Source organism: Arthrobacter gallicola (assembly GCF_014836775.1).
GTDB classification, from domain to species: domain Bacteria; phylum Actinomycetota; class Actinomycetes; order Actinomycetales; family Micrococcaceae; genus Arthrobacter_B; species Arthrobacter_B gallicola.
Genome location: NZ_JACSQD010000001.1, coordinates 18,575 through 30,644, shown reverse-complemented (window position 1 = coordinate 30,644; position 12,070 = coordinate 18,575). Strand labels below are relative to the sequence as shown.

General features: G+C 66.3%; 11 protein-coding genes. 1 reads left to right on the top strand and 10 read right to left on the bottom strand.

The features are described from left to right. Positions 1-110 precede the first annotated feature (110 nt). From cmk to H9639_RS00110, 7 genes are all read right to left on the bottom strand, one after another. Positions 111-812: a (d)CMP kinase gene (cmk, locus tag H9639_RS00140; RefSeq protein ID WP_191806148.1), complete on the bottom strand. Its 702-nt coding sequence runs from the start codon at positions 810-812 to the stop codon at positions 111-113. Then, positions 809-1,918 (bottom strand): prephenate dehydrogenase, encoded by a 1,110-nt coding sequence (locus H9639_RS00135; protein WP_191806147.1) that lies wholly within the window; start codon positions 1,916-1,918, stop codon positions 809-811. The genes cmk and H9639_RS00135 overlap by 4 nt, the downstream gene beginning before the upstream one ends. Positions 1,919-1,921: 3 nt before the next feature. After that, positions 1,922-3,121 (bottom strand): pseudouridine synthase, encoded by a 1,200-nt coding sequence (locus H9639_RS00130; protein WP_191806146.1) that lies wholly within the window; start codon positions 3,119-3,121, stop codon positions 1,922-1,924. Between the two features lie 24 nt (positions 3,122-3,145). After that, positions 3,146-3,775 (bottom strand): SMC-Scp complex subunit ScpB, encoded by a 630-nt coding sequence (gene scpB / locus H9639_RS00125; protein ID WP_191806145.1) that lies wholly within the window; start codon positions 3,773-3,775, stop codon positions 3,146-3,148. Next, entirely contained in the window at positions 3,753-4,667 is a 915-nt protein-coding gene (locus H9639_RS00120) for a segregation and condensation protein A (protein ID WP_191806144.1), read from the bottom strand. Before H9639_RS00120 ends, scpB begins: the two co-directional genes overlap by 23 nt. Then, positions 4,645-5,532 carry a ParA family protein gene (locus tag H9639_RS00115; RefSeq protein WP_191806143.1) on the bottom strand — a complete coding sequence of 296 codons (888 nt, stop codon included), beginning with the start codon at positions 5,530-5,532 and terminating at the stop codon, positions 4,645-4,647. Before H9639_RS00115 ends, H9639_RS00120 begins: the two co-directional genes overlap by 23 nt. A 228-nt stretch (positions 5,533-5,760) precedes the next feature. After that, a complete protein-coding gene (locus H9639_RS00110) occupies positions 5,761-6,141 on the bottom strand; it encodes a VOC family protein (protein WP_191806142.1) in 381 nt (126 codons plus the stop codon). 306 nt (positions 6,142-6,447) lie between these two features. Between H9639_RS00110 and H9639_RS00105 the strand changes: the two genes are divergently transcribed. Next, positions 6,448-7,977 carry a sodium:solute symporter gene (locus tag H9639_RS00105; RefSeq protein WP_191806141.1) on the top strand — a complete coding sequence of 510 codons (1,530 nt, stop codon included), beginning with the start codon at positions 6,448-6,450 and terminating at the stop codon, positions 7,975-7,977. 48 nt (positions 7,978-8,025) lie between these two features. Here H9639_RS00105 and H9639_RS00100 read toward each other — a convergent pair whose 3' ends face one another. From H9639_RS00100 to H9639_RS00090, 3 genes are all read right to left on the bottom strand, one after another. Further along, positions 8,026-8,865 carry a CPBP family intramembrane glutamic endopeptidase gene (locus H9639_RS00100; RefSeq protein WP_191806140.1) on the bottom strand — a complete coding sequence of 280 codons (840 nt, stop codon included), beginning with the start codon at positions 8,863-8,865 and terminating at the stop codon, positions 8,026-8,028. A gap of 2 nt (positions 8,866-8,867) precedes the next feature. Beyond that, entirely contained in the window at positions 8,868-10,787 is a 1,920-nt protein-coding gene (locus H9639_RS00095) for an AMP-binding protein (protein ID WP_191806139.1), read from the bottom strand. Between the two features lie 75 nt (positions 10,788-10,862). Next, positions 10,863-11,870, bottom strand: coding sequence for an AEC family transporter (locus tag H9639_RS00090; RefSeq protein WP_225219029.1), 1,008 nt, complete (start codon positions 11,868-11,870; stop codon positions 10,863-10,865). Positions 11,871-12,070 lie beyond the last annotated feature (200 nt).

Genomic DNA, 12,070 nt, shown 5'->3' with positions numbered 1-12,070 from the left:
TAAGTATTTTGGCGTTAAGACACGAAGATTCCCGTGCAGCCACCAGTCCATTGAAACACGGCAGGCAGCGCCGGTCCCCATTGGGGCCCGGCGCTGCACCGCTGAAAAAGTCAGTGCGTGCTGCTGTAGACCACGTCCAGGACGGCCTGGACAGTTTCTTCAAAGTCCAGGTCGGAAGAATCGATGGTCACCACGCCGTCGGCCGCCTTCTGGAAGTTCACCACCGCGGAGTCCTTAACATCGCGGGTCAGGACCTGTTCGCGCAGCTGCGCGGAAGTCTGCGATTCGCCCAGCTGGACACCGCGGCGGCGCAGCCGCGCCTCTTCCGAAGCGGTCAGCAGGATCCGAACCTCGGCCGTGGGTGCCACCACTGTGGTGATGTCCCGTCCCTCGGCAACGATGCGCAGACCGGAGTCCTTGATCAGCTGCTGCTGCCGGCGGACCAGATCCGCCCGGGCACCGAGGGTGGTTGCCACGGCGCTGACGTTGGAGGAGACCTCTGGTTCGCGGATCGCCTGGGTAACGTCCTCTCCCCCAACCCGCACCCATTCCTGGTCCGGGGAGGTGCTCAGCTCAATGTCGGCGGAGCGGGTCGCGGCTTCCACAGCGACGGCGTCAGTCAGGTCGATGCCGGCACGCATGCAGGCGATGGTGACAGCACGGTACATTGCCCCGGTATCCAGGTAAGCGGCACGCAGCCGCCGGGCCGCTTCCCGGCTGATGCTGGACTTCCCTGAACCGGACGGGCCGTCGATGGCCACCACCAGGGGTTTACCCAGCCGGAACTGGGCCGGATCACGTTCTTCGCTCACTCCACTACCTTCCAGCCGCGCGAGGTCAGCTCGCTGACCAGCCCGTGCACTTTGCTCGGCAGAACCGAGATTTCCGCCCGGCCAACCTGGCGTCCGGAGGCGTGCTCCAGGCGCAGGTCTTCCAGGTTGACGCCGATTTCACCGATTTCGGTGAGCAGCTGCGCGATCTGTCCCGGGGTGTCATCAACCAGGACGGTGAAGCTGGCAAAGGACTGCGGCGGCGTGCCGTGCTTGCCCGGGATACGGGCCTGGCCCGTGTTTCCTTCGGCAATCAGCTGAGCCATGTCCAGCCGGGCACCGTCTGCCTGCGGGTTTTCCAGGGTGTTGATCAGCCGGTTCAGGTCCTCGCGGACACCCTGCAGGATGGTCACCAGGCGCGGGGCGTTCCCGCTGAGGATCTGCACCCACAGCTTCGGATCACTGGCCGCGATCCGAGTCACGTCGCGCAGTCCGTTGCCGGCCAGAGCCAGTGAGGACGGCGGGGTTTCCTGCAGCCTGCTGGCCACCAGTGAGGACATCACCTGTGGCAGATGCGAAATCAGGGCAACTGACTGGTCATGGTCCTCGGCGTGCATCCGGGAGACCACGGCGCCCAGGTCGATGGCCAGCGCCTCAGCGGTTTTCACTGCCTCGGGAGAGCTCTGGTCCCCGGCGCAGATGACCCACGGATTGGACATAAAGAGGTCCCCAAGGGCGGCCACCGGACCGGATTTTTCACGTCCGGCCATCGGGTGGGTGCCCACGTAGCGGGACAGATCGGCACCGGTGCACTCAAGATCCGCCAGGACGGCGGCCTTCACGCTGGCAATGTCGACGACGACGGCGGCCGGCCAGTCCTTCAGCGCCTGCGCCACGAGGGGCGCGGTCACGTCCGGCGGAGCCGCCACGACGACGAGCTGAGGGGCAAAGTCCGCCTCGACACCCGAGAGCAGCCGGCCGGCGCCAATGTCCTTTGCCACCGCCTCGGTGGAGGGGGAAATATCCGAGAGCACAACGTCGATCCCCCGGGCCCGCAGGCCCAGCCCGATGCTGGCACCGAGCAGGCCGGTACCAATCACCAGGACCGGTCCGGACAGGTGTGTGCCCCCGTTGACCAGTACCGTCACCGGCTAGAGCCCTACGGAAGCCAGCAGGTGGCCCACTTCGTGGCGGCCGAGGACGCGGATGCTGCCCTGGCGCTGATCGTTGAGGCGGATCGGCCCCATCTGGGTGCGCACCAGGCGCTCGACCGGGTGGCCGACTGCGTCAAACAGACGGCGGACAATCCGGTTGCGGCCGGAGTGCAGCACTACCTCCACCAGGATGTGGCCCGGCGTGGAATCGACCAGACGGAAGGAATCGACCTTGGCGAAGCCGTCTTCCAGTTCCAGGCCTTCACGCATCTGGGCGCCGACACCGTGGGCCATGGGCCCGCGGACCTGCACCAGGTAGGTCTTCGGAACCTCGTAGGAGGGGTGGGTCAGCCGGTTGGCCAGCTCGCCGTCGTTGGTCAGCAGCAGCAGGCCCTCGGTGTTGTTGTCCAGACGGCCGACGTGGAAGAGGCGTTCGTGCTTGTTGGTGTTCTTGAGGTAGTCGCTGATGCAGGGACGGCCTTCCGGGTCCTCCATGGTGGAGATGACGCCGCGGGGCTTGTTGAAGACGTAGTACTTCTGCGTCTCATCCAGCTGCAGGCTCATACCGTCCACGTGGATGGAAACGGTCTTGGGGTCAACCCGGACACCGAGCTCGGTGACGACCTCGCCGTCGACCTCCACCCGGCCTTCCTGAATCATTTCCTCGCACACGCGGCGGGAGGCGACGCCGGCACTGGCCATCACCTTCTGCAGGCGGATGCCCTCGGGATCGTGGTGCTCGGACACCACCGGCTTGCCCGGGCGGCGGGTGTGCGGCCGCTTGGTGACCGGGCCCAGGTTCCTGCCGAAGCGTTCGTTGCGGAACGGGCGCTCACCGCCGCCCTTCTTGGCGCCGCCGGGCTTGAAGCCGCCGGACTTGGGCGCACCGGACCGGTATCCCTCAGCGGCGGGCGCATCGTCCCGGGAGGGCCTGGAGTTACCGGACTTGAAGCCCCCGGACTTGGGTGCGCCGGACTTGAAGCCGCCTGACTTAGGTGCGCCGGACTTGAAGCCGCCTGATTTAGGTGCGCCGGAGCTGAAGCCGCCGGACTGGGCGCCGCGGTCCGAGCCGGACTTCGGACCGCCGGTGCGGCCGGTGGAAGGCTTGGAGCCCTTGCCGAAGCCCCGGCTGCCGCCTGAGGCCCCTCCGCCGCGCGGATTGCTGCGGCCTGCTCCGGAACGGGGTGCCTGTGTCATTAAAAAATCCTTCGGGTGTAGCGGTTAGTAAGTAGTCTCTTCAAATTCTGCAAGGTTTTCCAGCCCTGGCAGGTGGGGTGCTATCTGCGGCAGCTCCTCCACACTGTCCAGCCCCAGTTTCTCCAGGAAGTACGGTGTCGTGACGTAGAGCAGAGAACCGGTTTCCGGCTCACTGCCTGCTTCCTCGACCAGCCCGCGCTGGATAAGCGTTCGGACCACGGAGTCGACGTTGACTCCCCGGATAGCCGATACCCGTCCCCGGGACACCGGTTGGCGGTAGGCAATCACGGCCAGGGTTTCCAGCGCAGCCTGGGACAGGCGGGCACTTTGGCCTTCGAGCACGAACTGCCCGACGATGTCCGCGAAGCCGGGACGCGAATAGATGCGCCAGCCTCCGGCCACTTCGCGGAGCTCAAAACCCCGCGGTTGGGAAACCTGCTGCCCGCTGGATCCACCCCCAGTATAACCGTCATACTCCTGCCGCAGGTCGGCAAGGATCCGGGCCACCTCAGCCGCGGGAACCTCCAGGGCAGCCGCCAGCTGCGCCGTGGTCACCGGTTCATTGATCACCATCAGCACGGCCTCAGCCGCCGACCGGAGTCCCCCGGGCCGGGAATCGATGCTGTTCGGCTCAGGCGCCGGCGGGTGCTGCATGCATCTCCTCGTCATATTCTTCGGCCATGGCCTCCGCGGACCAGGCTCCGGCCGTGCCGGGAGACCCTGTCCAGGTGATCCGCAGTTCCCCCAGCGGCACCGGCTGTTCGAAGGCCAGCACCCCGTCCCGGAACATTTCCAGCAGGGCAAGAAACCGCGCCACGGTCTCCAGCGGGGAGGCCCCGCCCGTGAGTTCGGTGAAGGTCAGCGGGCTGCTCTGCGCCAGCCGGGCGCTGATGATCCGTGCCTGGTCCCGGACGCTGACGCGCGGAGTGTGCAGGTGCGCCAGCCCCACTTCGGTGGGCGGGCCGGGTTTGGGCTCCAGCGCCTTGAGCGCGAGCTTCGCGAAGTCCTCCGGCGACGTCCGCCAGACCAGTTCCGGCAGCATCGCCGCCAGATGCGGTTCAAGCGCGGTATCACGGGGGAAGCGCAGGCCTTCTTCGGCCAGGCGGGTTCCCATCAGGGAGGCCACTTCCTTAAAGGCCCGGTACTGCAGCAGCCGGGCGAAGAGCAGGTCCCGTGCCTCCAGCAGGGCAATATCCTCATCGTCCTCCACGTCCCCGGCCGGCAGCAGCCGTGCTGCCTTCAGATCCAGGAGGGTGGCGGCAATGACCAGGAATTCGCTGGCTTCATCCAGCGCCCAGCCCTGGCCGGAGGCCGTGAGGGCGCGGATGTAGGCGATGAACTCGTCCGTGACCTTTGCCAGGGCGATTTCGGTGATGTCCAGTTCGTGTTTGGAGATCAGCCCCAGCAGAACGTCAAAGGGTCCGCGGAAGTTTTCCAGCCGGACTTCGAATCCGCCGGCTTGGTGCCCCTCTGCTTCCGCCGTCTGTTCCCGGCCCGCCCCTGCCCCGGCGCCCGCCGCCGGACTAGGGTGCGCCGCCGCGGGCAATCAGTTCCTTGGCGAGCCGGCGGTAGGACTCCGCGCCGGCATGGTTGCCGGCGTAGGAGGTGATGGGTTCGGCTGCCACCGTGGCATCGGCAAACTTGATCGTGCGCTTGATCACGGTCTCGAAGACCTTGTCGCCAAAGGCCTCCACCAGACGTCCGATGACCTCGCGGCTGTGCAGGGTCCGTGCGTCGTACATCGTGGCCAGCACGCCGTCGACCTGCAGTCCCGGGTTCAGCCGGTCCTGGACCTTTTCAATGGTTTCCACCAGCAGTGCCACGGCACGCAGGGCGAAGAATTCACAGATCAGCGGGATGATCACACCGTGTGCGGCGGTCAGGGCGTTGACGGTCAGCAGGCCCAGGGAGGGCTGGCAGTCGATCAGGATGACGTCGTAGTCGTCCGAGACCCGGCGCAGCGCGCGTTCGAGCACCTGTTCGCGGGCAACCTCATTGACCAGCTGCACTTCGGCGGCGGAGAGGTCGATGTTGGCGGGAAGCAGATCGATGTTCTCGACGTGTGTTTCCTGGATGGCGTCGCGGATGTCCACCTTGCGGTCCATCAGGACGTTGTAGACGGTGACATCCAGTTCATGCGGGTTGGTGCCCAGGCCGGCGGAGAGCGCGCCCTGCGGATCGAAGTCCACCAGCAGGACCTTGCGCCCGGCCTCTGCCAGCGCGGCACCGAGGTTAATCGTCGACGTCGTTTTTCCCACGCCGCCTTTTTGGTTCACCATGGCGATGATGCGTGCCGGGCCGTGGGATGTCAGGACCGGAGGTTCGGGGAATTCCGTCAGCGGGCGGCCGGTCGGACCCATGACGTCATCGGTTGCGTCCTGCAGAGTTGTGGAACTCTGTTCGCTGCTCACGTATAAATCCACGCTTCCGTCTCTAGCTGTCCTGCGGCTGTCCTGTCCAAGATTACAACTGCGCAACACCTATACCGCGAATCGGCGTACTTGAACACCGCGAGCCTTGACGCTCAACCTTAACTAGAAGCTTTGGATTGCGGGGCGGACCCGCCCCCAGCGGAACCAGCCGCCGGTGCCATCGGACAGCCAGCGGGAACCGCTGAAGCGGGCTCCGTGTCCGGACTGCTACAAACGCTGGAAAAGGTTCAGGATGTTACCCTCCGTATCCGTAAACCAGGCCGCCTTCCCCACCGGAGTTGAGGCAATGCCGCCCTCGGTCTTCAAGCCCGGGAAATCGTAGTCCTCGAAGACAACGCCGCGGCTCCGAAGATCGGCCACCTCACCGTCAATGTCCGTGGTCTCCCAGCCCATCTGCGTGTTTTTGGCGCTTCCGGCATTGTCGGTTTCGTAGAGCAGGAAAGCCGTTCCATTTCCGCTCCGGTACAAGACGTTTTCATCGTCCATGACCTGCGGCGGATCAAGGCCAAGCACGTCTGCGTAAAAGCCTTTGGCCCTGGCTATGTCCTTGGCGGGCAGCACCGCCATAATGTTGTCATTCTTCAGCAAAATAACCCCTCCTTATAGAGAGCCCGGAGAGCGTGCCCCCTGCGGGTTTAACCCTCCCAGGCGGACTTGTGCTGATCTCTTTATTCTCCGCGCCTTTCCCGGCCCGCCGGTAGGGGTTGCACAACATCCTTCCGGTGTATGCCTGCGGAGGCAGTCCGGGTTTCGATCAGGACACAATCGTGGACTTCCTTTGACCCACCCCTTCCTTCAGCAATAGCGTTTGGTAAACATAAGTTGACCTAGAGGCATATATCGAGGCGCAGACCGTGGTATCTCCCGGTGCAGTCTCCAATCGACAGGACTTGAATGGACTACCTCAACGCGGCAATCGTGGTGGCCTACCTCGTGGGCATGCTTGCCTTCGGCTGGTGGGGCAAAACCCGCACCCGTAATGAAAGCGACTACCTAGTCGCCGGCCGCCGGCTCGGCCCCCTGTTCTACACCGGCACCATGGCCGCCGTCGTGCTGGGCGGAGCCTCCACGGTTGGCGGCGTTGGGCTGGGTTACCAGTACGGGATCTCGGGCATGTGGCTGGTGGTGGCGATCGGCACCGGCGTACTGCTGCTGAGCGTGCTCTTCGCCTCGAAGCTGCAGAAGCTCAAGATTTACACGGTCTCGCAGATGCTCTCCCTGCGCTACGGCGCGCAGTCCACGCAGATGTCCTCGATCGTAATGCTGGCCTACACCCTGATGCTGTGTGCCACGTCCACGGGCGCATACGCCACCATCTTCGTGGTGCTCTTCGGCTGGGAACGCTGGCTGGCCATCGCCATTGGCGGCGCCGTGGTGCTGATCTACTCCACGATCGGCGGCATGTGGTCCATCACCCTGGCAGACATGGCCCAGTTCATCATCAAGACCATCGGCGTCTTTGCCCTGATGCTGCCCTTCACCTTCAACGCGGCCGGCGGCCTCGACGGAATCCGTGAGCGGGTGGATGCGGAGTTCTTCAGCATCACCGGCATCGGCGCACAGAGCATCATCACGTACTTCGTTGTGTACACGCTCGGCCTGCTGATCGGCCAGGACATCTGGCAGCGGGTCTTTACCGCCCGTACCCCGCTGATCGCCCGCTGGGGCGGTACCGCCGCCGGCATCTACTGCATCCTCTACGGTGTAGCCGGCGCCCTGATCGGCATGGCCGCCTCCGTGGTGCTGCCGAGCATCGAGTCCAAGGACGATGTTTACGCCGACGTCGCCATGAGCCTGCTGCCGGTGGGCCTGGGCGGCCTGGTGCTGGCCGCCGCCGTGGCAGCGATGATGTCCACCGCCTCCGGCGCGCTCATAGCCGCCGCCACGGTGGCGCGGACGGACGTGGTGCCCTACGTCCGCAGCTGGTTCGGCGCGCAGAAAACCGAAACCGCCGGCGGATCCGCACGTCCCGCCGGCAACCCGGAACACGATATTGCCCGCAGCCAGGTCTGGGTTCTCGGCCTGGGGCTGGTGGCCATCGTCCTTGCCATCGTGGTTCAGGATGTGGTCGCCGCGCTGACCATCGCCTACGACATCCTGGTCGGCGGACTCCTGGTCGCTATCCTCGGCGGGCTCTTCTGGAAGCGGGGCACCGGCCTGGGCGCTGCCGCGTCAATGGTCGCCGGCAGTGTTGCCACCCTGGCAACCATGATCTTCCTGGAAGTTACCGGCGACCAGCCGTACGACGGCGTCTACGCCAACGAGCCGATCTACTTCGGGCTCGTCGCCTCGGCGGCCGTTTACGTGGTCATCTCCCTGCTCAGCCCGCGGACTGACGCCGCGGTCATGACTGCCTGGGAGGACCGGCTCGCCGGCCGGTTCCAGGAGGAGCCGGAGCCGGAAAAGACGTCCAGCCCGGCATAGCTCCCCCGCTCAACAGATAAGGCCGCCCCGGTTCTCTCCGGGGCGGCCTTATTTCCGCCCCGCGAACGCCCCGGGCCGGATCCGTGCCAGAGAGTCCAGGAGTATGATGCCGGCCGCGAACGGAACCACGCCCAGGGCCAGCATGCTCAGTCCGGCTGACCCCGGGAAGTCCACGGCGTTGTGGGTGAGGGCCAGCTGCGCGCCGGTCTGAAAGGCAGTATGAAATCCGACTGTCGTCCACACTGATCCGGTGACCAGGCGCAGGTAGCCCAGCCCCAGCCCCATGCTAAGAAAAAGTAAGAGATCAGCGGTCCCGGTCCAGCCCCGCAGGACCAGGGCGAAAGCGGTGAAAAGGGCAGCCTGCACAACGTTCGTCCACCAGCCGGATAACCGTTCTCCCAGCACCCGCATCAGATAACCGCGGAACACCACCTCCTCGGGAATCGCCTCACAGAGCAGCACGGCGGCGAGGATGAGCAGCACGGTGGCCGCCAGCTCGGCTGGAGCGGCCACGGCATTGAGCGGAAACCCCAGGAATCCCAGCACCGCAAAGCCAGCCACGGCAGGCACCAGCCAGGCGGCACCACCCAGAACAAAGGCCAGCAGCCCGACAGGGAACGGCACCACCCCGCTGCCCCGTCCAGGGCGGCCAATCCGGCTCGGCGCGTGGCGGCGTGCCGGACCAAACATCCACCCCAGCACGCAGGCCGACACCGCCGCGCCGGCGGCGATGCGCAGGACGAGGCTGGGCAGCGCTGCCGGATCATTGCTCTTGGTCAGCCAGTACAGCACTGCCAAGGCCATGCCGAGCCCGACGACGGGCAGCAGCACCCGCGCAGCGAACCCGGCCAGCTCCCACACACCGGGAGCCAGCAACCGTGCCGCCATGGTTAGGCCTCTCTTTGGACCGCCGGACGGAGCAGCGGCACCAGGGCATCCAGCACCGACCGGTCCTCGATGGTTGACGGTACGGTGAATTCTTCGCCGTCGGCGATCTGGCGCATGGTCTTGCGGAGGATCTTCCCGGACCGGGTTTTCGGCAGCCCGTCCACCACCCGGACATCACGGAAGTCGGCGACCGGACCGATCTGCCGGCGGACCAGGTCCGCGAGCGCCGCCTGGATGTCCACCTCGGTAACCGAGGAGCCGGCTTTGAGCACCACGTAGCCGCACGGCCGCTGGCCCTTGAGGCTGTCCTGCACCCCGATGACGGCGCATTCGGCCACATCGGGGTGCTTCGCCACCGCCTGTTCGATCGCCCCGGTGGAGAGCCGGTGCCCGGCCACGTTGATCACATCGTCTGTCCGGCCCATCACGAACACGTACCCGTCTTCGTCGACGTAGCCGGAGTCCCCGGTGGCATAGCTGCCCTCGAACGCCTGAAGATAGGACGCCCGGTAGCGCTCGTCGCTGCCCCACAGTGTCGCCAGGGTTCCCGGCGGCAGCGGCAGGTCCAGCACGATGTTGCCCTCGGTTCCCGCGGTGACCTCCGTCCCGGTGCCGTCCACCACGCGCAGCCGGAACCCCGGCACCGGGAAGGTTGGCGATCCGGCTTTCAGCGGCTGCGGGTCCAGGCCCATGGGGTTGGCGCAGATGGCCCATCCGGTTTCGGTCTGCCACCAGTGATCCACCACCGGAATGCCCAGGGCGTCTGACATCCAGCGGTACGTTTCCGGATCCAGCCGCTCCCCCGCCGCGAACAGCGTGCGCAGCTTCGAGAGGTCATACCCGGCAGCGAGCGCCAGCTCCGGATCGGCCCGGCGGATGGCCCGCAGCGCCGTCGGGGCGGTGAACAGGACTTCCACGCCGTGTTCCGCGGCCACCCGCCAGAACGCACCGGCATCGGGGGTTCCCACCGGCTTGCCCTCGTACAGCACGGTGGTGGCTCCGGCGATCAGCGGCCCGTAGACGATGTAGGAGTGCCCCACCACCCAGCCGACGTCGGAGGCCGTCCACATCACCTGCCCGGGGCCGGCGTCGTAAATATTTGCCATGGACCAGGCCAGGGCGACGGCGTGGGAACCGTTGTCCCGCACCACACCTTTGGGCGCGCCCGTGGTGCCGGAGGTGTAGAGGATGTAGAGCGGGTCCGTCGCGGCCACGCTTACCGGGCCCCGCGGCTGCGCATCGGCGGCCAGCCCGGCCCAGTCCGCCCAGCTGCCACCGCCGGCGCCGTCGAATTCCCGGACCGTATGCGCAAAACCCTCCCGGGCGGCCACCACAACGGCACGCACCCGGTGGCCGGCGGTCTCGAGGGCCTCGGCCACGGTGGGCAGGTATTCCACCCGGCGTTTGGGTTCCAGTCCCCCGCTGGCTGTCACGACGGCGTCGGGCCGGGCATCGTCGATCCGGGCCGCCAGCTCGGCGGCGGCGAACCCGCCGAACACCACGGAGTGCACGGCGCCCAGCCGGGCAGTGGCCAGCATGGCGATCACCGCCTCCGGGATCATGGGCAGGTAAATCACCACCCGGTCCCCCGCCCTGATCCCCTGGCTGTGCAGGACACCGGCAAAGGTCTCCACCTCGGCCAGCAGCTCGGCGTAGGTGTAGGTGCGCGTGGTCCCCAGCATCGCGGAGTCATAGACCAGGGCCGTCCGGTTTCCGTGGCCGGCGAGCACGTGCCGGTCCAGTGCATTGAAGCTGGTGTTCAGCCGGCCGTCCGGGAACCAGCGGTAAAACGGCGGCCGGCTATCATCCAGGGCCCTGGCCGGTGGGACATCCCAATCCACCAGTGCCGCGGCGTTGAGCCAGAACTTCTCCGGGTCCTCGCTCGAAGCGGCGTAGGTTTCTGCGTAGCCTTCGGTGCCCATGAATCCTCCTTGATTCGCGGTCCGCCGGTGTACGGCGGGCCGGTGCCGTACCGGCCATGGTAGGGCACCGGGGTCTCAGGCGAGCCAGAAGGCAACGAGCAGGATCACCGGGAAGGAGAGGAAGGAGGTCAGGAACACCACGTCCCGGGCTATGACGGCCTTCATCCCGAACTGGTTGGCGAACAGGTACACGTTCTGCGCGGTAGGCAGCGCGCTCATCACCACGGCGCCGAAGAGAGCTTCGCCTTCCAGGCCAAAGATCCAACGCGCGACGGCGTAGCCCACCAGCGGTGCAGCCACCACCTTGAGCATCGTGGCAGTGAGGATGTCGGCCCGGACGGAGCCGTCTGCGAGCGGCCGCTGGCCGTACAGGCTCATGCCGAAGACCAGCAGCAGCAGCGGAACCGAGGCGTGTCCCAGCAGGGACAGCGGTTCCCAGACCACGGTGGGCAGATCCGCGCCGGTCAGAGCGACGGTCAGACCGGCAACGGTGCCTGCCGTGACCGGGTTGGCGAAGGGCACCAGGACAGCTTTCAGGACAGTGCGCGGACTGCGCCTGCGGATCGGAGCGGCAAGGGCACCGGGGCCTGCTGCAAGCCGCTCCCGGGCCCTTGCCTGCCGCCCTGCGGTGAAAGTGAACAGCGCTATGTAGGCCGGCGCCGCAATCAGCAGCTGCGCGACCAGAACCGAGACCACCGGCGTTGCGCTGCCCACCGCGTACAGGGCGATCGGCAGGCCGATGTTCCCGGCATTGACATAGGAAGCGCTCATCGCACCAATTGCGGTATCGGCCCCGCTGCGGCGGAGGAATACCTTTGCAATCACGGCGTAGAGCAGCCCGCACACTGCGGTTGTGGCCAGGGCCGCCGGCGCCAGGGTGCCGAGCACCTGCTGCACGGGAGCCTCGGCGAGAAGAATGAACATCAGGGCGGGGTTGGTGATGTAGTAGATCACTGCCGTCAGCGCCGGTTTGGGGTCCTTGCCGCCGCCCAGCCGGAAGGCAGCGGCAGCGTAGCCCACCGCCACGATGATCAGTACGACGGCGAATCCCTCAACAACTCCCAGCACCGGTGCGGGCCTCATTCCAATACTTGTCGGTGCCTCTGGGGCACGGCCGGAGCGGCACCCCGCCGCCGCCATCATTTCAGACCCGGCAGCATCCAGACCCGGCCGGGCGTCATACAAGGTCCCGAGGCACCACTCATACCGCAGAATGTATACACGACTGACTCCGGATTCTAGGATTTCTCCCGAACTCCTCCCGCACTTCCCCGGTCATGTAT